General features: G+C 52.0%; 18 protein-coding genes and 1 riboswitch. All 18 genes read left to right on the top strand.

Going from position 1 to position 22,303, the window contains the following annotated elements:
• Positions 1 to 399: 399 nt before the first annotated feature.
• A riboswitch (molybdenum cofactor riboswitch) is annotated at positions 400 to 519 on the top strand.
• 199 nt (positions 520 to 718) lie between these two features.
• The 18 genes from DWZ76_RS02215 to DWZ76_RS02130 all read left to right on the top strand — a co-directional run bounded on the left by DWZ76_RS02215 (position 719) and on the right by DWZ76_RS02130 (position 22,189).
• A complete protein-coding gene (locus DWZ76_RS02215; protein ID WP_107000907.1) occupies positions 719 to 1,159 on the top strand; it encodes a DVU_1555 family C-GCAxxG-C-C protein in 441 nt (146 codons plus the stop codon).
• Between the two features lie 85 nt (positions 1,160 to 1,244).
• Positions 1,245 to 4,166 carry a molybdopterin cofactor-binding domain-containing protein gene (locus DWZ76_RS02210; RefSeq protein ID WP_022359117.1) on the top strand — a complete coding sequence of 974 codons (2,922 nt, stop codon included), beginning with the start codon at positions 1,245 to 1,247 and terminating at the stop codon, positions 4,164 to 4,166.
• Positions 4,167 to 4,712: 546 nt separating this feature from the next.
• Positions 4,713 to 7,007: a pyridine nucleotide-disulfide oxidoreductase/dicluster-binding protein gene (locus DWZ76_RS02205; RefSeq protein WP_182431253.1), complete on the top strand. Its 2,295-nt coding sequence runs from the start codon at positions 4,713 to 4,715 to the stop codon at positions 7,005 to 7,007.
• A 5-nt stretch (positions 7,008 to 7,012) separates the two neighbouring features.
• Entirely contained in the window at positions 7,013 to 7,249 is a 237-nt protein-coding gene (locus DWZ76_RS02200; RefSeq protein WP_022360474.1) for a DVU_1557 family redox protein, read from the top strand.
• A 162-nt stretch (positions 7,250 to 7,411) separates the two neighbouring features.
• The gene (gene trsS, locus DWZ76_RS02195) at positions 7,412 to 8,947 is read left to right on the top strand and encodes a radical SAM (seleno)protein TrsS (RefSeq protein WP_118471677.1); all 1,536 of its coding nucleotides are present in this window, start codon (positions 7,412 to 7,414) and stop codon (positions 8,945 to 8,947) included.
• 29 nt (positions 8,948 to 8,976) lie between these two features.
• On the top strand, positions 8,977 to 10,866 hold the full coding sequence (locus tag DWZ76_RS02190; protein WP_118471675.1) for a DVU_1553 family AMP-dependent CoA ligase: 1,890 nt from the start codon (positions 8,977 to 8,979) through the stop codon (positions 10,864 to 10,866).
• A 130-nt stretch (positions 10,867 to 10,996) separates the two neighbouring features.
• Positions 10,997 to 11,398, top strand: a complete 402-nt coding sequence (locus DWZ76_RS02185; RefSeq protein WP_022360477.1) for a NifB/NifX family molybdenum-iron cluster-binding protein — start codon at positions 10,997 to 10,999, stop codon at positions 11,396 to 11,398.
• An 11-nt stretch (positions 11,399 to 11,409) separates the two neighbouring features.
• On the top strand, positions 11,410 to 13,095 hold the full coding sequence (locus tag DWZ76_RS02180) for a DVU_1551 family NTP transferase (RefSeq protein WP_118471673.1): 1,686 nt from the start codon (positions 11,410 to 11,412) through the stop codon (positions 13,093 to 13,095).
• Positions 13,096 to 13,116: 21 nt separating this feature from the next.
• The gene (locus DWZ76_RS02175; protein WP_117796811.1) at positions 13,117 to 14,136 is read left to right on the top strand and encodes a molybdopterin-binding protein; all 1,020 of its coding nucleotides are present in this window, start codon (positions 13,117 to 13,119) and stop codon (positions 14,134 to 14,136) included.
• 69 nt (positions 14,137 to 14,205) lie between these two features.
• Positions 14,206 to 15,282: an XdhC/CoxI family protein gene (locus tag DWZ76_RS02170; RefSeq protein WP_182426660.1), complete on the top strand. Its 1,077-nt coding sequence runs from the start codon at positions 14,206 to 14,208 to the stop codon at positions 15,280 to 15,282.
• 390 nt (positions 15,283 to 15,672) lie between these two features.
• Positions 15,673 to 16,533 carry a molybdate ABC transporter substrate-binding protein gene (modA, locus tag DWZ76_RS02165; protein ID WP_118468947.1) on the top strand — a complete coding sequence of 287 codons (861 nt, stop codon included), beginning with the start codon at positions 15,673 to 15,675 and terminating at the stop codon, positions 16,531 to 16,533.
• A gap of 263 nt (positions 16,534 to 16,796) precedes the next feature.
• Positions 16,797 to 17,576: a molybdate ABC transporter permease subunit gene (gene modB / locus DWZ76_RS02160; RefSeq protein WP_118471669.1), complete on the top strand. Its 780-nt coding sequence runs from the start codon at positions 16,797 to 16,799 to the stop codon at positions 17,574 to 17,576.
• Positions 17,573 to 18,661 (top strand): sulfate/molybdate ABC transporter ATP-binding protein, encoded by a 1,089-nt coding sequence (locus DWZ76_RS02155; RefSeq protein WP_118471667.1) that lies wholly within the window; start codon positions 17,573 to 17,575, stop codon positions 18,659 to 18,661. The genes modB and DWZ76_RS02155 overlap by 4 nt, the downstream gene beginning before the upstream one ends.
• A 1-nt stretch (position 18,662) precedes the next feature.
• The gene (locus DWZ76_RS02150) at positions 18,663 to 19,673 is read left to right on the top strand and encodes an NTP transferase domain-containing protein (RefSeq protein WP_118471665.1); all 1,011 of its coding nucleotides are present in this window, start codon (positions 18,663 to 18,665) and stop codon (positions 19,671 to 19,673) included.
• Entirely contained in the window at positions 19,648 to 20,124 is a 477-nt protein-coding gene (moaC, locus tag DWZ76_RS02145) for a cyclic pyranopterin monophosphate synthase MoaC (RefSeq protein WP_118471663.1), read from the top strand. The genes DWZ76_RS02150 and moaC overlap by 26 nt, the downstream gene beginning before the upstream one ends.
• A complete protein-coding gene (moaA, locus tag DWZ76_RS02140; protein ID WP_118471661.1) occupies positions 20,121 to 21,101 on the top strand; it encodes a GTP 3',8-cyclase MoaA in 981 nt (326 codons plus the stop codon). The genes moaC and moaA overlap by 4 nt, the downstream gene beginning before the upstream one ends.
• Positions 21,102 to 21,233: 132 nt before the next feature.
• Positions 21,234 to 21,671: an MOSC domain-containing protein gene (locus DWZ76_RS02135; protein ID WP_022360487.1), complete on the top strand. Its 438-nt coding sequence runs from the start codon at positions 21,234 to 21,236 to the stop codon at positions 21,669 to 21,671.
• A 29-nt stretch (positions 21,672 to 21,700) separates the two neighbouring features.
• Entirely contained in the window at positions 21,701 to 22,189 is a 489-nt protein-coding gene (locus DWZ76_RS02130) for a MogA/MoaB family molybdenum cofactor biosynthesis protein (RefSeq protein ID WP_117796574.1), read from the top strand.
• The last annotated feature ends 114 nt before the right edge of the window (positions 22,190 to 22,303 follow it).

Below are 22,303 nucleotides of genomic sequence, written 5' to 3'. Positions count from 1 at the left end.
ATAGCGGATAAATAACAGATATTCATGTTTGATTATGAATCAAAAAGATATAAATTTCATATAAGTGAAATCCAAATGAACAAAATTCACGTTTAAACAAATGAAAATGGAAAATTATGAAAGCGTGTGAACCGTTATTTTTTTAAAAAATACTCGATCAAATAGCAGAAAGGAAGAATACAAATCTTCAAATAACACAACATTTGAACGGAAGTTATGCTGAAATTCTGTAAGTAAACAGATATTACAAGGGTAAAATAGCATGTTGAAAATCCCGTATTGAGGTAAAATAAGGGGCGAACAAGTGTCCTGTCGATGTAAAAAATTTCAAAATTATGAAAAATGAGATTGACTTTCGATGAAAAGCAGAGTACCATAGAGGTATCAAAACCAAAATAGAAACAATCTGTTTTTCGAGCCGAAATTGCTAAGCGGGAAACCGTATGCAGTCAGGCCAATGGGTACATCTGGAAATGGAAGTGCCTTCCGCATTTGAAAAGAAAGAGAGATTCGCTTTACATCGATGGATACGGGAAGCTGTCAGGCTTCTTGTATAGATAGGGTATATATGTGCTGACAGATAGGTATAGGTATAGATATAGGTGTATCCATATCTATAGGTGCAGATGTATATACAAACTCGGATACGTTAAGCGGTACTGTCTTTTCAGAGGCGGTGCCGCTTTTCTTTTTGTGTTTCTAAGAACAGGAGGTGCGGATGGAGCCGGATATTAAAAAACTGAACCAGCTGCTTTTATCGGGAAGCTGCTGCAGTCAGGCACTTGTTTCGCTGGGACTTACCCTTAAGGGCGAGGAGAACCCGAGCCTTCTGAAGGCATCTGCAGCACTCTGTCTGGGAGTCAGAAGCGGGCTGACCTGCGGAGCTTTGACCGGTGCGGCGATGATGATGGCGCTCTTTGAGCCGGAAGCGGCATACAGCGAGATGATACCGGAACTGGCAGACTGGTTTCAGGAAAACTATGGTGAAATCTATGGAGGAAGTGATTGTCATTCGATTTTAGGAGATAACATGGCCAACAAGGCACTTCGGTGTCCCCAGGTGGTAGAGAATACCTACCGCAAGGCCAGAGAACTTCTGGAGGACTATGGCGTGGATCTGGCGGATCTGGCAGAGATGCTGGAAAACGCGGATGACTAAGGAATCGTAAGTATTGGGTATGATGCGGAAGGATAGTCGGAAGCATCAGGGCTCTATTTATTTTAAAGAAGGAGGACGAAACAGCATGAAATTAAGAAAAATGATGTTGAACATCAACGGTGTTGATCGTATGTTTATGTGCGATCCGGAAAACGATAAACTGTCAGATGTTCTGCGCCGGATCGGTCTGACCGGTGTTAAGGTTGGATGTGGAACCGGTGTCTGCGGTTCATGTTCCATCATTCTGAACGGACAGGTAATCCGTTCCTGTACCAAGAAAATCAGCCAGGTAGAAGAGTATTCCAAGATTACCACCATCGAGGGTATCGGTACTCCGCAGCATCTGCATCCGTTACAGGTTGCATGGATGAACTGCGGTGCTGTACAGTGTGGTTTCTGTGTACCAGGCTTCATCGTTTCCGCATATGCTCTGTTAGAGCAGAACCCGGATCCGACCCGTGAAGAGGTTCGTGACTGGTTCCAGAAGACAAGAAACGTATGCCGTTGTACCGGATACAAACAGATTGTAGATGCAGTTATGGCTGCAGCTAAGGTTATGCGTGGCGAGTGCAGCATCGAGGATATCAAGTTCCACAATCCGGAAGATGGCAACTACTACGGAAAACCGGTTGTTCGTCAGGATGCACTTGGTAAGGTTTGTGGTCTGACCGACTACGGCGATGATCAGGCTCTTAAGATGCCGCAGGGCGTTTTATATGCAGCTATCGTTCAGCCGAAGGTTACCCATCATGCAAAGATTCTGGCTATCCATACTGAGGAAGCTGAGAAGATGCCGGGCGTTGTTAAGGTTATCACAGCAAAAGACCTCATCGCAGCAGGCGGAACTAACATCATGGCTGAGGGTCAGTTCCATGAGAGAAGTACTGTTATGACACCATCCCGTAAAGTTCTTCAGGATGAGAAGATCTATCGTTACGGTGATGTTATCGCTATGGTAGTAGCTCATACACATCGTCAGGCTCGTGCAGCAGCCGCTAAGGTTACGATGGAATACGAGCAGCTGCCAGAGTATCTGACATATCTGGATGCAGTTATGCCGGATGCTATCCGTATCCATGAGGATACTCCGAACATCTTCTGCGAGCAGCCGGTATTAAAGGGAGCAGGTCTGGAAGATGCAGAAGAGGTAAGAGACTTAATCGACAAAGCACCGCATGTAGTAGAAGGAAGCTTCTCCTCCTCCCGTGAGCCGCATCTTTCCATCGAGGGTTGTGTACTTCAGTCTTACTGGGGCGATGATGGCCTGCTGACCATTCAGTGTAAATCCCAGTGTGTATACTCCTCGATCGGACGTCTGGGTAACTGCCTTGGTGTACCGAAGGATAAATACCGTATCATCATGAACCCGACCGGCGCAAGCTTTGGATGGTCTACCAACGCAGGCGATATCGCACTGTGTGCAGCTTGTACCGTAGTTACCGGCGAGCCGGTATCCCTGTCCATGTCCTATGAAGAGCATCAGCACTTCAGCGGCAAACGCTGCCCGGCATACTCCAATGGCCGTCTGGCATGTGATAATGAAGGTAAGATCCTGGCTGCTGAATTTGATATCGGTATGGACCACGGCGCTTACTCCTGGGGCGGTGACGACGTTATGACCAAACCGGCACGTTTCACCTTCTTCCCGTACAATGTACCGAACGTAGCAGGTCTGGTTCGTGTAGCGAACGTTAACCATGCATTTGGTACTGCTTACAGAAGCTACGGTTCTCCGCAGGCATATACACTCAGCGAGCCGCTGATGGATATGATGGCAGAAGAACTGGGCATGGATCCGTTCGAGTTCCGTTATAAGAATATCTGCCGTGAAGGCGATAAGAATATCAACAGCTATGTATATCCGCAGTATCCGATGGAGAAGATCATGGATACCATGCGTCCAATCTATGAGAAGGCGGTGGCTGATGCGAAAGCGGCTGACACACCGGAGAAGAGAAGAGGCGTTGGTATCGCATGGGGCGGCTTCAACGTTACTGAGGGCGGCGGCGACAGCGCTGAGGTTGCTCTTGAGCTTATGCCGGGCAACAAGATCCGCAAATACGACACATGGCATGCAATGGGCCAGGGTGCTACAACCGGTTCTCTGGTAGTAACACTGGAAGCTCTGAAAGAAATGCATCTGACACCAGAAGATATCCAGCTGATTCAGAATGATACCAAGACCTGTCCGGATACCGGTATGGCTGGTGCCAGCCGTTCCCTGTACATGGATGGTAATGCAACCATCATCGCAGCTAACAAGCTTCTGGCAGCTATGAGAAAAGAAGATGGTACACTTCGTACCTATGATGAGATGAAGGCAGAAGGCATCGAGACCAAGTATCTTGGCCGTTATGAGACCAACACAACTCCGGGTCTGTGCCGTCTGGATCCGAATACCGGTATCGGCGACCCGACTCCGGCATTCACATACTGCCTGAACCTGGCAGAGGTTGAGGTTGATACCAAGACCGGTAAGACTACCGTTCTGAAATTCACCTGTGTTGACTTCGTTGGACGTATCGGTAATATCGATGCTGTTAACGGTCAGGCATACAGCGGTATCATGCATGGTATCGGCTTCGCCCTGAAAGAGGACTACGCAGACGTTAAGAAACATGCGAACATGTTTGGCGCTGGTACTTCCTACATCAAGGATGTTCCGGATGATATCAACCTGATTCATATTGATGGCGCTATCTCTGATGGTCCGTTCGGTTCTTCAGGTGCTTCTGAGGCATTCCAGGCATCTGGCCACTGTGCAGTTCTGAATGGTATCTACAATGCCTGCGGCGTACGTATCCATGAGATCCCGGCACTTCCGGAGAAGGTAAAAGCTGGTCTGGATGCAATCGCAAAGGGCGAGAAACCGTACGAGCCGAAGAAATACTTCCTTGGTTCCGATATGTATGAGGAACTGGAGAACATCAAAGAGAATCCGGTACAGGTAGGAACCCAGAGCTTCTACGTATCCTTGGATGATCCGACAGCTGAGCGTCCGTTCTAATCCGATTCGGAAGAGGAATGCGTGGCTGCACATGAAGCGGGCAGCTGCGGCAAGGCGTATCGCGTGATTGTAAATAAGAATTAAATAAAAGCTGCTGCGAACCTGCAGAATCTATGTTTAGAGAGGTAGGTTTTGCAGCGGCTTTTTTGTGTAATAGGAAATTCCTTGGAATTCCCTATTACGCAAAAAGGCACTAACGTGCCGATGATGCGCACTCGCGCGAAGATGTAGGTTGTCGCAAGCGACCGCGCTCGGCGCGAGAATGTGCCAAGACATATTCTTTGGTTATGGTGTATAATAAAAAGTATTAAAATTGGCTCCTGGAATTTTTACTTATTGATGGAGGACGGGATAAATGATTCTGGGAGAGGATAAATGGTTACTGTTCACGGGTAGGCACTTTTGGAACCGAAAGTGCCGTAAGAAAACGTGGTGGCAGCAGGAATTTGTGGTATTTAAATGCGAAGCCACGGCAAATTCCGTTACTGGGCACGTATGCGTGAACAGTAACGATAAATGCAGGAGAAAAGAAGGGAGGTCCGCCCTGTGAGCTATTTGGAAGATTTTGAGAAGACGCTGGCGGAGAAATGCCATCAGAACGAGCCGCCGTTCTGCCAGGCAGCCTGTCCGTTCCGGCTGGATATCAAGGGGCTGGAAGAAAAGTGGAAAAAGGGACGTTTCAACGCGGCGTACCGGACCTATCAGAATACGGTGGGATTTCCGGATATTGTGTCGAAGCTGTGCAGCCATCCGTGCGAGAAGGCATGTCTGCGTGCGAAGCTGGACGGGGGGATCGCGATGGGGCTTTTAGAGCGGGCGACTGTCGAGTACGCGAAGCGGAAAGCACCGAATGCGTATAACCTGCCGTCGAAAGGAAAAAAGATCGCGATCGTCGGAGGCGGTCTTTCGGGGCTTGGCTGTGCACTGCGTCTCTGCAATAAAAAGTACGAGGTAACGGTTTATGAGCGGGAAATGGTTCTGGGCGGTCAGGCGAGAAACCAGATGGATCCGGCGGAATTTGATGCGGAGATCGAGGCACAGTTCCAGTTTGAGGAATTTTCACGCCATCTCGGTGAAACGGTAACGGATCTGGAGGCACTCCGGGCGGACTATGATGCCGTGTATGTGGCAACTGGGGCAGATGGCGCGGACTTTGGTCTGGAAATGGACCCGGACGGCGCATTTGCAACCCGGACACCGGGCGTTTTCATTGGAGGTTCCCTGACAGGCGGCGACAGCATGAAGGCGCTGGCAGATGGGCTGGCGGTTTCGCTTGCGATCGAACGGTATCTGAAAACGGGCGGTATGAATGAGCCATTTCGAAAGGAAGGGACACTTTTAAATCTTCAAACGAATGGGATCGAGCGTGCCGATCGGGTGGTTCCGGCAAACGGGGAATCGTATACGGAGGAAGAGGCGATACAGGAGATCACGCGCTGCCAGAAGTGTTCGTGTGATGCTTGTATGCGTGCCTGTGATCTGATGCGCCTGCATGAGAAAACACCGCGCCGTTTGTATGAAGAAGTTTACATAACAATCCATCCCGGTACGTTATCGCGCGATGGTACGTGGGCGACCAGACTGATCAGCACCTGCGACCACTGCGGGCTTTGCAAGGAAGTCTGTCCGCAGCATATCGATTTCAGCCAGTTTCTGCTTGACAGTATGCGGGCAATGCAAAAAAAAGGCGCGATGCCGTGGCCATTCCACGATTTCTGGCTGCGCGACATGGCGTATGCCTCCGGAAAAGCGGGGCTTACGCGGAAACCGGAGAATGTTAAGAAGAGTTCCTATGCATTCTTTCCGGGATGCCAGCTCGCCGGTTCGGATCCGCGCTATGTGACGCGGACGTATGAGTGGCTGCGTTCCAAAAAGCCGGATGCGGCGATCTGGATGACCTGCTGCGGTGCGCCTGCCGAGTGGGCAGGCGAAGTGGACATCCACGCGGCACATCTGGAGGAAATGCGGCGGCAGTGGAGAGAGCTTGGCGAACCGACAGTGGTTTTAGCATGCCCGAACTGCCGGAAGATGTTTGAAGAATACCTGCCGGAGCTTCCGGTTGTCTTTCTGGCGGAAGTGATGGAAGAGTGGGGCGTGGAGAAAGATGCTGCTTTGGAACCGGACAATGCTGAAAAGGGTGAAATGGAAGCAGGAAGTACCCAGCAAGCGCAGTCGTATGCCTTGTTTGATCCCTGCGCCAGCCGCTATTACCCGGAATTGCAGGAGAGTGTACGCCATCTGGCGGATGCGGCGGGGATTACGTGGGAAAATCTGCCGTATGACGGGAAAAAGGCGCGCTGCTGCGGATACGGCGGACATATCGGGATTGCTTCTCCGAGCCACACAAGCTATATGACAACTTCCCGTGCAAAAGAGGAGGAACTGCCGTATGTGACCTACTGCGTCAACTGCCGGGAGTCCTTTGCCGGACAGGGCAAGGAGGCGGTTCATATCCTCGATCTGTTGTTTGGGTTAAATGGCGCGGGGCGCCCGGCGGCGACGGTGACGGAGCGCTGGCACAACCGCCTGGCGGCGAAACGGGAACTGCTTAAGACGTACTGGAATGAGACGATCGAAGAGGAAACACATATGAAATTAGAAGTTGAGAAGGAGCTGGAACGCAAATTGTCAGCGGGTCAGATTTTGATCGAAGATATGGAGCAGGTCATTGAACACTGTGAGCGGGAAGACCGCGGTATTATCGACCCGGAGACGGGACATCGGATCGGGCATCTGAAGATCCAGCATATGACCTACTGGGCAGAGTACGAGGTGCTGCCGGACGGCGGTTATAAGCTCTGGAATGGCTACAGCCACCGCATGAATCTGGAAGGAGAGTGATGAGTATGCCGACGATCGATGGAGGCGGAAGAGATCAGCGGATCAAAGAGGCGTTGGAGAAAAAAGTCATCTGCCGCCGGTGTCAGGTGGAGATGGTGCCGAAATCCACATTTTTTGACTATCTGGGGCACAATTTCCACACCGAGATCCTGTGCTGCCCGAAGTGCGGCGAGGTATATCTGCCGGAAGCGCTGGTAAAAGGGCGTATGGCGGATGTGGAGAGAGAGCTGGAAGATAAGTAGATATAAGTATGATTCATGAGAGATGCTTTTGGATCTGAAAAGGATAGGTGAGACAGGCTGGCTGCGGGGATTTGCCATGTGTGAACATGAGAACACAGCCCATCTGCGGCTGGCTTCATCATGGGAGAATTGCAATGAATTGAGATAAGGGGATGAAGGACGATGGTAATGAACTTACAGGACAGAGCCCTCCTGCCAGAAGAAATGCGCCATACATACAGTGTCTGTCCGGTCTGTTTAAAACGCATTCCGGCAAAGCGGGAAGAGCGGGACGGGCAGATATATCTGGTAAAAACCTGCCCGGATCACGGGACATTTTCCAGTATAATCTGGAGAAATAAGCGCAAGTTTGCCGACTGGCGCGGGGAACGTCCGGCGGTGGGAGAAAATGAAAATCTAAATTGCCCGGCGGGCTGCGGTTTGTGTGCGGAGCACAGACGCGCCACCTGCTGTACCTTGCTGGAGATCACAGCGCGGTGCAATATGAACTGTACCTTCTGTTTTGCGGAGCCGGACGGGACCAAGGATCCGTCCTTAGACATGGTAAAACGCTGGATCGACGACCTGACGGATCCGGGAAAGACACTTTTGCAGCTTTCCGGCGGGGAACCGACAGTGCGGGACGACCTGCCGGAGATCGTGGCGTATGCGAAGCAGGCGGGCTGTAAATATGTGCAGTTAAACAGCAACGGTCTGCGCCTGGCGGAGGACGAAGCATTTGTAAAGCGTCTGGCGGATGCGGGACTTTCGTTTGTATTTATGCAGTTTGACGGCGTGGACGATGCCGTATATGAAAAACTGCGGCGCCGCCCGATGCTGGAAGTGAAAAAACGGGCGATCGAGCAGTGCGGCCGGTATGGAATCGGCGTGACGCTTGTTCCGGTCATTGTTCCGGGCGTCAATACGGAGCAGATCGGGGACATCATCCGGTTTGCCATTCAGCGGTCGCCGTATGTGCGCGGCGTGCATTTCCAGCCGGTCAGCTATTTTGGACGTATCCCGGAGCTTCCGGCGGATGATGACCGCTATACGCTGGATGAGCTTCTGGAGGCGGTTGTCAGCCAGAGCGGCGGGCTTATCAAAGAGGAACAGATCGCGCCATCCTGCTGCGATCACCCGATGTGTGGGTTCCACGGGGATTTCATCGTGATGCCTGGGGATAAATTGATGCCGCTGACAAATTATAGTGGAAAAACCGAGACAGAACCGGAGGGCGAAGGCTGCTGCTGCGGTCCGGATCCGGCGGAGAAGAACCGTGAATTTGTCGGACGGCGCTGGGAACGGCGCGATCTGGAAGAGACGTGCTGTTGTGGAGAAAGTCAGCCGGAAAAAGAAAGCTGCTGCTGTGGCGGAACCCAGCCAGAACCAGAAAGCTGCTGCTGTGGCGGAACTCAGCCCGAACCAGAAAGCTGCTGCTGTGGCGAAACTCAACCAGAACCAGGAAACTGCGGTTGTGGCGGAACTCAGCCCGAACCAGAATCCTGCTGCTGTGGAGAGGAGTCGGTTGACATAACAAATATGGAGGACTTCTTAAAGCGTGCAAAAAGCCACGGCTTCACGATCACATCCATGGTGTTTCAGGATGCCGGAAATCTCGATATCGAGCGCCTGCGCCAGTGCAGCCTGCATGTGTATAAAGATGGGAAGAAGATTCCGTTCTGTGCATACTACTTGTCTCCGATGGAAAGAGGCAGATAATAGAAGCGCAGAAAGGAGAGGTGCAAAAAATGGATACAAATGAGAGCAGTCTCTGCCGGCCGGGCGGATTTGCGCTGACGAGGCAGATGTTCCAGTTTGCGGGAATTGAGATACCGGAGGCGGGAGCGGCAGAGACGGAGTCTACAGATCCTGCAGTGCCGTTTCGCGTCATCGACATCGGCTGCGGAACCGGCGGCACGATGCGATGGCTTTCTGAGCATTTCCCGGGCTGGCAGATTTCCGGATTGGATAAGAATCCGGATGTGCATGAACCTGGCTGGATAGAGACTGGATGTGCGGAGAAACTGCCATATCCAGATCAGACGGCAGATATCATTCTGATGGAATGCAGTTGTTCCAAAGCTGCGGAACCGGCGGCGGCGCTCCAGGAGGCGTACCGGGTGTTAAAGCCGGAGGGATGGCTTTTGATGAGCGATATGTATGCCCGGAAAAAAGAGCTTTTCTTAGACGGGATGCTGGGACGGCTGGAGTCCGCTAAAACAATCCGTGACCGGATAGCGGGTGCGGGTTTTGCACTTGCAAATATGCAGGATGTGTCTGGGACACTGGCGGAGTGGATTGGGCAGCAGATCTTTGATGGAAATCTGGAATCCGTCTGCGCGGCGCTGGGGGCGGAACGGAAGATTTTAAAAGAAGCGGGCTGCGGTTATTTTATTGCAGCGGCGCAGCCGTCCGGGTTATGGCGGACACTTTCGTATGTAAAGGAGAAAAGCCCATTTTATCAGAAGAAATTTACATCCGTCTGGGGACAGCTTGGGGAAATGGCAGGTTCCGATGTACGGCTTGCGCCGGATTCGTTTTCATGGGAGGATTTCCGGACACTGCCCCTCACAACCCCGGAGGAACTGAAAGCGGAGCCGGAAACATTTTTATGTGTTCCAGCCAAGGAGATCGCGCGGATCATCACGCTGAAAACCTCCGGCAGTACAGGGGCACCGAAGCGCCTGTTTTTTACCGAAGACGATCTGATGCAGACGGCGGATTTCTTTGAAACAGGGATGCAGTACATGGTAAAGCCGGGCGATCGGGTCACGGTTTATATGGAAGGACCGGGATTTTTTTCGATTGGAGGACTTTTAAAAGAAGGATTGGGGCGCATTCAGGTGGAGACGAAGGTTCATGGACTGATTCACGATATGGAAGCGGCAGCGCGGGACGGCGAGGGGGCAGACTGCCTGATCGGTGTCCCAAGCCAGATGTATGCGCTGGCAGCCCATGCGCCGGGACTTGGCCCGAAAACAGTGCTTTTAAGTGCTGATTATGTGCCGGTCAGCGTGCAGCGTTTTTTGGAAAAAACATGGAACTGCCGGGTCTTTACACACTGGGGGATGACGGAAACTGGTTACGGCGGCGGCGTACAGTGTGGGGCGCGCGCGGGTTACCATCTGCGGGACCGGGACCTTTTGATTGAGATTCTGGATCCGGAGACGGGACAGCCGGTTCCGGAAGGGCAATACGGCGAGCTGGTTCTGACAACGCTTCGGCGGCGGGGAATGCCGCTTGTGCGCTATCGGACCGGCGATCTGGGGCGGATGATTGCAGAACCGTGTGCCTGCGGATGTTTAAAGCCCAGACTTGATAAGGTTGAGGGACGGCTGGATGACAGCGTCCGGCTGTCCGGCGGAAAAGTACTTTCCATGCACATATTAGATGAGCTTTTATTTGCCCTGGATGAGGTGGAAGATTTTCAGGCATCTTACAATGCGGCGCAGAAGCATCTGACGGTGGCTGTTATGAAGAAAGCGGGTTATGCAGATGCGGTAGGAAGCAGAGTGAAAAATGTCAAAGCAGCATTAACGGAATACTTTGGGAACTGCCTGACCGTCTCAGTGATAGAAAAAGAAATTTCCCCCTATATCGGTTCGGGAAAAAGGCGGCTGATCATCGAGGAAAAATGAAAAATGAGTGGTAAAATTCAATATCATGAAAAACTTGACGATAAGTTTTAATTGCAGTATCATAAAATTAAAAATAATCGAGAAATTTTGAAAAAAATTAGTAAAATTTGACAAGAACAAGGAGAAGAAAATGAACATAGCGATTGCATCAGAGACAGAGGAGATCGACGGACTGGTACCGGCGACTTTTAAGGAGAGTCCGTTTTTGATGATTATTGACGCGGACAAGAACCAGATTTTCCATGTCTATGGAAAACAGGATCCGGACAATCTGGTATTTGCGAAGAAGGTGGTAGAACATGACTGTGAGGCAGTCATCTGCGGACCGATCGAGAAAGAGCCGTTTGAGATACTGGTAAAGGCGGGCGTGACCCGTTATCTGGGAAGCGGGCATACGGTTCAGAAGGCATATAGCTATATGAACCGTTATAAACTGGAGCTGATCCGCGACTACATCGGCGGACCGGGACCATTTGGACACAGCCATGATTTCAGCTGCGAGTGTGGGGAAGAAGAGGAGCACGAGCACTAGGAAAGGACAGAATGCGGACGATTTATTTGATCCGGCATGGAAAGCCGGAATTTCCAGATGAACAGAAATACTGCATCGGACGGACAGATTTGCCGCTTTCAGAAGAAGGGCGGACACAGATTCGGGCGCTGGGGGAGACATTTGCGGGACGCAGAATTGAAAAAATTTATACCAGCCCGTTAAAGCGCTGCCGGGAGTCAGCTGCGATCCTGCAGGAAGTGATTGACAGAAGTATTCCGATCGAGGTCATGGATGGACTGGCGGAGATCGACATGGGGGAATGGGATGGTCACTCCTTCGATGAAATCCGGGAACAGTTTCCGGCGGAGTATGCGGCACGTGGGGCAGATATGTACGATTTCCGACCGCCGCAGGGAGAGAGCTTTGCGGACTGTGCAAGGCGCGCCAGGACAACCTGGAATGAACTCCGGATGAAGAGCCGGGGCGATATTCTGGTGATCGGGCACGCGGGCTGGTTCCGGACATTGATCTGCGGCTGGGAGAAGCGGAAAAAGGCAGAACTTCTGCAGATTCCCTTTGGCTACGGACAGGTGTATGAAAAAAAGGATTTTGTATTTGATGCTCTGATCTCGGCGGCGGGGCGATCCTCGCGGATGGGGGATTTCAAACCGCTCATGAAGCTTGGCACTCAGACGGTCCTGGAACGTGAGATACAGACGCTGAGGGCGTGCGGTGTACATGAAATCACGATCATTACCGGACGCCGGGCGGAAGATATACGCGCGGCGGCTGTGGGAACGGGAATCCATTTCATCCACAATCCGGCGTATGCGGAGACGAAAATGTTTGATTCCGTCTGTCTGGGGCTTTCCTATTATAAGGAAAAGCGGAAAACGGCAGGAAAAGAGACGCTGGATGGCATTTTCTTTTTCCCGGTGGATGTGCCACTGTTTACGCCATTTACGCTGGAATATGAAAAATACCGGTTCGCGGAGGGCGATGGGGATGTCTATCTCCCGGAATATGAGAAAACACCGGGGCATCCGCTTCTGATCCGTGCAGATGTGATCGAAAAACTGCTGCAGCATGACGGAACGATGGGGCTTAAAGGCGCCTGTGAACAGCCGGAAATCCGCCGGATTCCCCTGGATGTGCCGGATCCGGGCTGTGCGTTTGATGCGGATACACAGGAAGAGTTTCAGAAATTGCGTGATTGGGAGAGAAAACGTCCTATCCCGGACAGAGAGGAGTGTGAACGTCTGCTTGCATGGTTTCACACGCCGGAGGCGACGGTGCGCCATAGCCGGGCGGTTGCGGAGCTGGCCGTGGAATTGGCAGATAGAGTTCTAAAGCATAGGTCGGAAACGTATGTGGAGATGACATACAAAAGTCCTCCAATCGATAAACACAAAATCTACGCGGCGGCGCTTCTTCATGACATCGCCAAAGCATACCCCGAACATCCAGAGACAGGGGCGGGATGGCTGCGGCTTCTGGGACATACCGGGATCGCGGATATTGTTGCGGATCATATGGATCTGCCGGAAGAAAAGCTGGGATATCTGAACGAAAGCCTGATCGTGTACCTGGCGGACAAGCAGGTACAGGGAGAACGGCGTGTAACGATCGAAGAACGGTTTGCGGCAAAACGGGAGAAATTTAAGGATAATCCGGAGGCGCTGGCGGGTGTGGAACGGCGGTATCAGCTGGCAAAGCGTGCGGAGGCATTACTGTAAAAAGGAAAAGAGGAAAATCATATGAAATTAATGAAAACAACCGAGGCAGTCGGACAGGTACTCTGCCATGACATGACGCAGATTATTCCGGACGTGACGAAGGACGCCGTATTCCGCAAGGGACATATCGTGCGTGAGGAGGACATCCCGGTACTGCTTTCGATTGGAAAAGATCATATTTATGTCTGGGAAAAGGACGATACAAAATATCATGAGGATGAGGCGGCGGACATTCTGCGCGGCATCTGCCAGAATGAGTATATGCGTGCAACCGATCCGAAGGAAGGCAAGATTGAGCTGATTGCGGAGTCGGACGGTCTGTTTCAGGTCGATGAAGAACGCCTCTTAAAGGTCAACAGCCTGCCGGAGATGATGATCGCGACCCGCCGGACGAATTTCCCGGTAAAAAAAGGTGATAAGTTAGCCGGAACCCGTGTGATCCCGCTGGTAATTGAAAAAGAAAAAATGAAAGAGGCGAAGAAGGTAGCGGGTTCAGAGCCGCTGTTAAAGCTGCTTCCGTATAAAAATAAGAAAGCAGGCATTGTGACGACCGGAAATGAAGTGTTCTATGGACGGATTGAGGATAAATTTGGCCCGGTCATCCGGGAAAAGCTTCAGGAATTTGGTGTGGAAGTTCTGGGACAGAAGATTATAGGGGACAATCCGGATAAAATCACGGAGGCAATCCAGGAATGGCTGGATCAGGGCGCCGATTTTGTTGTCTGTACCGGCGGCATGAGCGTCGATCCGGATGATACGACACCGAGCGCGATCAAGCAGACCGGAGCGGAGGTTGTCTCCTACGGCGCGCCGGTACTTCCGGGAGCGATGTTCTTGTTGGCATATACGAAGGACGGAAAGCCGATCATGGGACTTCCGGGCTGCGTGATGTATGCGAAGAGGACCATCTTTGATCTGGTGCTGCCGCGTGTGATGGCAGATGTGCCAGTGACAAAAGCGGATCTGGCGAAAATGGGCGCAGGTGGTCTGTGCTTAAATTGTCCAACCTGTATTTTCCCGAACTGCGGTTTTGGTAAATAATCGAGCCAGAGAGAGGCGATGAGGAAGCAACCGCGATGGCACAACTGCGAAATGAGAAATGGATGGCTCATGCAGTATAAAAGAGAGGAAGTGCGTGATATGAATCTGTATGGGGAGATTCTGAAAAAACTGGAAGGGACGCCGTGTCTGGCGCTCGAGAGAAGCTTTGTGGGAGAAGAGGGAAATCTCACAGATATGCGCTGTGAACTGAAAGAAGGCGCAGAGGCGTCGGAGATTGGAAAAGAAGCCCTGACACAGGGGCAGCCGGTCTGTGGGCGCGCCGGAAGCAGTTGGAATGTGGCGGAACCATTTTTCCCGAAAGAGCGCCTGATTATTCTCGGAGGCGGCCATGTGGCTCTTCCAGTGGCAGAATTTGGCGCGCGCGTCGGATTCCTGGTAACTGTGGTGGACGACCGCCTTTCCTTCGCGAATCCGGGACGATTCCCGATGGCAGAGAAGGTGATTTGTGATGACTTTGGGCATGCGATCAAAGAACTCAAGATTCAGGAGAGCGACTATATCTGTATCGTTACGCGCGGACACCGCCACGATGCGGACTGCCTGCGGATGATTGGAAAAGGAAAAGAACCGGCGTATCTCGGCATGATTGGTTCGAGACGCCGCGTCGGTATCGTGAAACAGGAGCTTCTGGAAGAAGGTTACGATCCAGAGCGGATGAGCCGTTTAAAGAGCCCGATCGGTTTAAAGATCGGCGGTGTGACACCGGAGGAGATCGCGATCTCGATTCTGGCGGAGATCATACAGGTAAAGCGCATGGATCGGGAAGACAAACGTGTGAAAAACCGTTCCGATCTGGATTTTGATGTGCTGAAACGCCTGGCAGAGGAGCCGGATGAGCCGAAAGCAGTGGTCACGGTGATTGAATCAAAGGGTTCCTCCCCGCGCGGGGCAGGCGCGAAGATGATTGTCTACCGGGACGGACGGATTCTCGGCAGCATCGGCGGCGGCTGCAGCGAGGCGGCCGTGCTGGGCGAGGCACGTTCTCTGATCGGAAGCGGCAGGTACAAAGTAGTTCATGTAGATCTGACCGGCGAGGCGGCGGAAGATGAAGGAATGGTCTGCGGCGGCATTATGGATGTGCTGGTGGAAGACTTTGCCACGGATCGGGAACCGTGTGACCGGTAAGGAAACCGAAGCACCGGTGTATTTGGATACAAAATTTCAAATAAATGAAAAATAAAAAGATAAAAATAAAATATATGAAAAATCATCATAATAATTTCACGAAAATAGACGGAAGGGTTTGGAAAGAACAACTGGAAAATTCATAAGAATAAAGGGAAAATGCAGAAAAAAGCCACGTTATTTTTTGGTGCACATAATGACCATGTGCATTCAATAAGAATCATTGTAAAGATTGACAAAAAAAGTGCCACGTGCTACTATTTGATTAGCAAATATCATTATAATTTTTCAAAAATAACGGAAGGGTAAAAACCACATTGCTATGGCGTAAGGAATCGAAACGAGGAGGATGCCGGAAACATGTGCGTGAAATGAGGGAGAAACCAAGATATGAGAAAAACGTGGGCACTTGTAATGGCAGCAGCGATGGCGGCAGCATCCCTGACCGCATGTTCATCCAGCAAACCGGCTGAGACAGCAGCACCGGAAACGGAGGCAGAGGCAGCTGAGACAGAAGAGACCGAAGCAGAAGCAGAGGCAACCGGCGACCAGCAGGAGATTCTGGTAGCGGCAGCAGCCAGCCTTCAGTACGTTATGGAAGACAAGATTCAGCCGGCATTTGAGAAAGAGAATCCGGACATCAAGCTGAGCTTTACCTTTGACAGTTCAGGAAAGCTGCAGACCCAGATCGAAGAGGGCGCGGATGCAGACGTATTCTTCTCCGCAGCGATGAAGCAGATGAACGCGCTGGAGGACGAGGGACTGGTTGATGCAGATTCTGTCGTAGAGCTTCTGGAAAATAAGATCGCCCTGATCGTTCCGAAGGATTCCACACTGGGAATTACCGGTTTTGAGGATATCACAAAGGCAGAGAAGATTGCACTCGGCGATCCGGAGAGTGTTCCGGTTGGACAGTACGCCAAGGAAGCCTTTGAGAACCTGGGTATGTGGGATGATGTAGAGGCTAAGACAAGCTTTGGTACCAACGTAACCGAGGTTTTAAGCTGGGTAGCAGCCGGAAGCGCAGATGCAGGTATCGTATACCTGACCGATGCAACCACCAGCGATCAGTTTGACCAGGTAAAGGTTATCGGATATGCACCGGAAGGAAGCGTATCGAAGGTTATCTATCCGGTTGGTGTTGTAAGCGCAAGCACAAAGAAAGATGCAGCACAGAAGTTTGTAGATTATCTGGGAACCGATGATGCGCTCTCCTTCTTTGCGGAGTATGGCTTCACAGCAAATAAATAAGCCGGGAGCGATGACTGTCTGGGATATGCAGCTGACTGGGTGAATAGAAAGCAGGACAGCGAAGGACAGACAGTGAACCATGTATGGAATAAAATCCGCCGCAGAATGCAGGGTCCGTTGAAAACCAGGTGTTCTGCGGCAGTTTTTATCTCAGTCGAGAAGACTCCCACCTCTTTAGGTGGCGAATAATAGCAAATTTGTCTCAGTGGGAGTTGGGTCTCACGGACGTTCGACTTGATTCATAGGAAAGGAGGGGAAGAAAGATGGACTGGTCTCCGATATGGATATCGATGAAAACAGCAACGCTGTCGATCATTAGTACGTTTTTTCTGGGAGTCTGGATGGCGCGGCTGGTGGTATCGGCACGCTCTGAGAAAGTGAAAATGGTGCTGGACGGCATCCTGACGCTTCCGATGGTCCTGCCGCCGACGGTAGCAGGCTTCTTCCTGCTGATGATTTTTGGTGTAAAACGACCGCTCGGACAGCTGTTTCTGGAATTGTTTGGCGTCAAGATTGTATTTTCATGGGTGGCAACGGTGATCGCGGCGGTGGCGATCTCATTTCCGCTTATGTACCGGGCAGCGCGCGGCGCGTTTGAACAGGTCGATGTGACGATTATCTATGCGGCTCGGACGCTGGGATTTTCCGAAAGCCGTATTTTCTGGAAGGTGATTCTGCCGTCGGCGATGCCGGGCGTCCTCAGCGGCGCGATCCTTGCCTTTGCGAGAGGACTGGGCGAGTTCGGTGCGACCGCGATGCTGGCGGGCAATATCGCCGGAAAGACGCAGACACTGCCGCTTGCCATCTATTCACAGGTGGCGGCTGGAAAAATGTCGATGGCATACCAGTATGTGTGGATCATCGTGGTGATTTCCTTCCTGGTCGTCGTGCTGATGAATGTGCTGTCGCGGCGGGATATGCGCGGACGCAGCAATCATAAAAAGAAAGATAACAGTGTGGAAGCGGGCGGTCAGGATGCAAAGGTTTCGGTGGAACTGTTTGCGGACGGGGAAGCGGATGCACAGAAGGGAGGCGCGCGATGAGCCTGCAGGCGGCAATCAAAAAGAGATTTTCCGGCTTTTCGCTGGACGTATCGCTTAATACCGATGGCGGCGTCATGGGCATTCTCGGCGCTTCCGGAAGCGGCAAGAGCATGACGCTCAAGTGTATCGCCGGAATTGAGACGCCGGACGAAGGGCGGATCGTGTTAAACGGCAGGGTGCTCTTTGATTCGGAAAAGCACATCAACCTGCCGCCGCAGAAGCGGAAAGTCGGTTATTTATTCCAAAATTATGCATTGTTTCCGAATATGACCGTAGAAACCAACATTGCAGCGGGGCTTTCGGGCAGCAAGGAGGAAAAACAGGAGGCAGTTGCCCGCATGATCCGTCTCTTTAAATTAGAAGGGCTTGAAAAAAGGTATCCGTCCCAGCTTTCCGGCGGACAGCAGCAGCGTGTGGCGCTGGCGCGCATTCTCGTCTATGAGCCGGATGTGATCATGCTGGATGAACCATTTTCGGCGCTTGATTATTATCTGAAGGAACAACTGCAGTTCCAGGTGCGCGAGGTACTCCGCGGGTACACGGGCGATGTGCTGATGGTCAGCCACAGCCGGGACGAGGTCTATCGGTTCTGCGAGAAGAGCATCATCTTAAACCGCGGACAGGTGGCGATGAAGGGAGAGACGCGGGCGATTTTCCAGAAACCGGAAAATGTCACTGCGGCACGCCTGACAGGCTGTAAAAACTTTAGCCGGATCCGGCGGATCGGCGAATATGAGGTGGAGGCGCTCGACTGGGGACTCACGTTTCAGACCGAAGAAGCGGTTGCCGCGGAGCATGCCTATATCGGCATCCGGGCGCATCAGTTTTATCCGGCGCGCGGCAGTGCGAATGAATTTACGTGCGAGTGGGGGGACACACTCTGCCAGCCATTTGAGTGGGATGTTTTGCTGCGTCCGGTGGAAAATGCAGGGGCAGCGGGTGACAAAGAAAATGCACTGGAACGCGAGGTGATCTGGTGGAAGGTAGACTATAAGCAGAGTGATTCACTAAACCAGTATCAGCGCGGAGACCGCGTCCGGCTGGGAATTGCACCGGGAGATATCATGCTTTTAAAAGAAGGCTAGAATGATAGAAAAGGGGATATGTATGGCAGATGGGAAAACAGGCGCGATCATCCTGGCGGCAGGGCGGTCGGCGCACATGGAAGAATTAAAGCCGATGCTCCGGATGGGGCAGACCACGATGATACAGAGGGAGATCGACACGATCCGGCAGGCGGGGATCTCGCCGATCGTCGTCGTGACCGGGTATCAGGCAGATGTGCTGGAACGTCATATTTCACACCGTGGTGCGGTCTGTATCCGAAACAAGCGGTATGAGACATCGCAGATGTACGGCTCAATCTGCATGGGACTGCGCCATATCCAGAAAAAAGCCGATCGGGTGCTGTTGTTCCCTGCCGACGTGCCGATGATCACGGCGGACACAATCGAGAAGATGGCGCAGGCGCCCGGAAGCATGGCAGTACCGGTCTGTCAGGGAAAAAAAGGACACCCGGTCATGCTGTCGAAGGAAGTGTTTGGACATATCTTAACGTACCGGGGTGGAAAAGGACTCCGCGGCGCAATGGATGCGTGGGGCGAAGGTGTCCGGGAGATCGAGGTTGAAGATCCGGGTGTTTTACTGGACACCAACACGAAAATGGACTACGAATCGCTGCTTGCCTACGAAAAAGACAGGCAGAAGCGCGGGGAGCTGGCATTTCGGGCGTCGATTTCGCTGAGCCGCGAGGAAGAATGCTTCAGCGCGCTGACGGCGGATTTTCTGGAGGCAGTTGCTGAGAGTGGTTCAATGCTCGGTGCCTGTCAGATCCGGGATATTTCTTACAGCAAGGGCTGGAAAATGCTCAAGATCGCGGAGGCGCAGCTGGGAATCCAGTTTTTAGAGCGCCAGATGGGCGGAAGCAAGGGCGGATTTTCTGTGCTGACGCCGGAGGGAAAGGTGTTTTTAGAAAAATTCCGCCGGATGGAAGCAGCAGTGCAGGCGGCAGCAGAAGCAGCGTTTGAGAAAATCTTTCTGGAGCCGGAAGAAGAGGAAAAGGAGGATACAGATGGAAGAGAAATTAACGCATTTTGATGAAAAGGGAAATGCGATCATGGTAGATGTAACCGAAAAGAAGATTACCAGCCGGACGGCGACGGCATCTGGCAAGATTCACGTCAATGAAGCAGTCATGAAGGCGGTTCTGGAGGGAACGGTTGCCAAGGGCGATGTGCTGGGGGTGGCGCGTGTGGCGGGAATCATGGCGGTGAAGCAGACCGCGCATCTGATCCCGATGTGCCACACACTTCTCATCACGAAATGCAGCGTGGATTTTGAGGTAGATGAAAAAGAGCTGACGATCAAGGCATTTTGTACTGCGAAGCTGGAAGGAAAGACCGGCGTCGAGATGGAGGCGCTGACCGGCGTCAGCGTGGCGCTTCTGACCATTTATGATATGTGCAAGGCGATCGACAAGCGGATGGAGATCGGAGAGATACATCTCGATGCAAAATCGGGAGGAAAGAGCGGGGAATTTGTGCGATGATAGACGGATACGGCAGAACGATCGACTACGTACGGATCTCCGTGACCGACCGATGCAACCTGCGCTGTGTGTACTGTATGCCGGAGGAAGGCGTCAGCAGCATTTCCCATGAAGAGATCCTGCGGTTTGGTGAGATCGAGCGGGTCTGCCAGATTCTGGCAGAGAACGGCATTCAGAAAATCAAGCTGACCGGCGGCGAACCGCTGGTGCGCCGGAGACTGCCGGAGTTAGCAGCAGCGTTAAAACAGATTCCGGGAATCAAGAGCCTGACGATCACGACGAACGGTGTTTTATTAGAAGAAATGTACGATGCGCTGGCGGATGCAGGGGTTGATTCAGTCACGATCAGCCTGGATACACTGGATGCGTCGGTGTACCGACAGCTCACACGCCGGGATGAGATCGAAGCGGTCAGACGCGGTCTTTGGACGGCGATCCAGAAAGGCAGGATGCAGATCAAGATAAACTGTGTGCCGGTGCTTGGGATCGAGGAGCAAAAGCTTTTAGAGGTGGCGGAACTGGCGAAAAACCATAATGTGCACGTGCGTTTCATCGAAATGATGCCGATCGGCATGGGGACGCAGTTTGCCTTTGTGAAAGAAGATGCGTTGAAGCATGCGCTGGAAGAGGCATTTGGAACCTTTACCCCGTGCGGGGACGTGGCAGGAAATGGCCCGTGCCATTATTTCGCAGTCCCTGGCTTTCAGGGACGGATCGGTTTTATCAGCGCGGTCAGCCATAAATTCTGTTCCGAATGCAATCGGATCCGGCTGACCTCAGAAGGATTCTTAAAGACCTGTCTCCAGTATGACAATGGGGTAGAATTAAAGACCATTCTGCGCGGCGGCGGTACCGATGAAGACCTGCGCCGGGCGATCGGACAGGCGCTTGCGGAAAAGCCGAAGGGACATAGTTTTGAGAAAAAGACGGAATTTACGGATCGGGAACACCGGGGAATGTCCCAGATAGGCGGATAAGCAGGGTGTTTGTGAGGATTATGATTATGGTTTCTGCGGTGAAAGTGTGAGCCGGCGGAATGTTACAAGTGAAATATCGTATATGAAATATGAAATCGGAAAATTTATGGATAAAGAAAAGGGGAAACAATCATGGGAAAAGTAATCGCAACGTGTACCAGTGAAATCAAAGGTGTTCAGAAGAAAAATGTCCATCAGGTCTGTCTTATCGAGGACTATGGAATCGAGGGTGACGCCCATGCGGGCAAATGGCACCGTCAGGTCAGCCTTCTTTCATATGACCGGATTCAGGAATTCCGCGCGCGCGGTGCAAAGGTCGAGGACGGCGCATTCGGCGAAAATCTGGTCGTGGAAGGAATCGATTTCAAGACGCTCCCGATCGGGACAAAATTTAAATGCAACGATGTCGTGCTGGAATTGACACAGATCGGAAAAGAATGCCACCATGGGTGTGCGATCTTCCAGGCGATGGGCGACTGCATCATGCCGCGCGAGGGCGTATTTACAAAGGTGCTGCACGGCGGCGTGATCAAAGAGGGAGATAATCTGGAGATTCTGGAAGAAGCGTAGGAAAGAGATCAAAGAGAGGTGGGAAAACAATGAGAGCAGCAATTATTACATCCAGTGACTCCGGGTACGCGGGAAAACGGGAGGACGTGAGTGGTCCGGTAATCGCAGAAATGGTGAGAGAGGCTGGTTATGAGGTGGTCTGGCAGAAGGTGCTGCCGGACGACCAGGCGATGTTGGAAGAGGCGATGAAGGAGATCTGCGATGAGGGAAAGGCCGATCTGCTCTTAACAACGGGCGGAACGGGATTTTCTCCGCGCGACGTGATGCCGGAGGCGACGCTGGCGGTCGCGGAACGGATGGTTCCGGGTATCCCGGAGGCGATGCGGGCATACAGCTTACAATTTACAAAGCGGACGATGTTAAGCCGGGCGGCAAGTGGGATCCGTAAACGCACGCTGATCGTCAACCTGCCGGGCAGTCCGAAGGCAGTGCGGGAGTGTCTGGAGTACATTCTGCCGCAGCTGGATCATGGATTAAAAATCCTTTTGGGGCTTGATGGGGAGTGTGCTAGAAAGTAGGGAAAGCAGCAAAAACGAAGATGGAAAAACAGATATAATATATAAGACGATGTATGCTAATAGCGAGGACTTTCAAGTCCTCGCTATTTCAACGATGGTCAGCTTATTTGGGGC

Source organism: Clostridium sp. AF35-15 (genome assembly GCF_003477745.1).
GTDB lineage: Bacteria > Bacillota > Clostridia > Lachnospirales > Lachnospiraceae > Otoolea > Otoolea fessa.
The sequence above is the reverse complement of the archived record's forward strand: the minus strand, read 5'-3'. Positions and strand labels throughout refer to the sequence as shown.

Bases quoted from the DNA above. Each gene is read 5' to 3' on its own strand.
- DWZ76_RS02215 (WP_107000907.1), top strand. From the start codon at position 719: ATGGAGCCGGATATTAAAAAACTGAACCAGCTGCTTTTATCGGGAAGC.
- DWZ76_RS02210 (WP_022359117.1), top strand. From the start codon at position 1,245: ATGAAATTAAGAAAAATGATGTTGAACATCAACGGTGTTGATCGTATG.
- DWZ76_RS02200 (WP_022360474.1), top strand. From the start codon at position 7,013: ATGCCGACGATCGATGGAGGCGGAAGAGATCAGCGGATCAAAGAGGCG.
- trsS (WP_118471677.1), top strand. From the start codon at position 7,412: ATGGTAATGAACTTACAGGACAGAGCCCTCCTGCCAGAAGAAATGCGC.
- DWZ76_RS02190 (WP_118471675.1), top strand. From the start codon at position 8,977: ATGGATACAAATGAGAGCAGTCTCTGCCGGCCGGGCGGATTTGCGCTG.
- DWZ76_RS02185 (WP_022360477.1), top strand. From the start codon at position 10,997: ATGAACATAGCGATTGCATCAGAGACAGAGGAGATCGACGGACTGGTA.
- DWZ76_RS02180 (WP_118471673.1), top strand. From the start codon at position 11,410: ATGCGGACGATTTATTTGATCCGGCATGGAAAGCCGGAATTTCCAGAT.
- DWZ76_RS02175 (WP_117796811.1), top strand. From the start codon at position 13,117: ATGAAATTAATGAAAACAACCGAGGCAGTCGGACAGGTACTCTGCCAT.
- DWZ76_RS02170 (WP_182426660.1), top strand. From the start codon at position 14,206: ATGCAGTATAAAAGAGAGGAAGTGCGTGATATGAATCTGTATGGGGAG.
- modA (WP_118468947.1), top strand. From the start codon at position 15,673: ATGAGAAAAACGTGGGCACTTGTAATGGCAGCAGCGATGGCGGCAGCA.
- modB (WP_118471669.1), top strand. From the start codon at position 16,797: ATGGACTGGTCTCCGATATGGATATCGATGAAAACAGCAACGCTGTCG.
- DWZ76_RS02155 (WP_118471667.1), top strand. From the start codon at position 17,573: ATGAGCCTGCAGGCGGCAATCAAAAAGAGATTTTCCGGCTTTTCGCTG.
- DWZ76_RS02150 (WP_118471665.1), top strand. From the start codon at position 18,663: ATGATAGAAAAGGGGATATGTATGGCAGATGGGAAAACAGGCGCGATC.
- moaC (WP_118471663.1), top strand. From the start codon at position 19,648: ATGGAAGAGAAATTAACGCATTTTGATGAAAAGGGAAATGCGATCATG.
- moaA (WP_118471661.1), top strand. From the start codon at position 20,121: ATGATAGACGGATACGGCAGAACGATCGACTACGTACGGATCTCCGTG.
- DWZ76_RS02135 (WP_022360487.1), top strand. From the start codon at position 21,234: ATGGGAAAAGTAATCGCAACGTGTACCAGTGAAATCAAAGGTGTTCAG.
- DWZ76_RS02130 (WP_117796574.1), top strand. From the start codon at position 21,701: ATGAGAGCAGCAATTATTACATCCAGTGACTCCGGGTACGCGGGAAAA.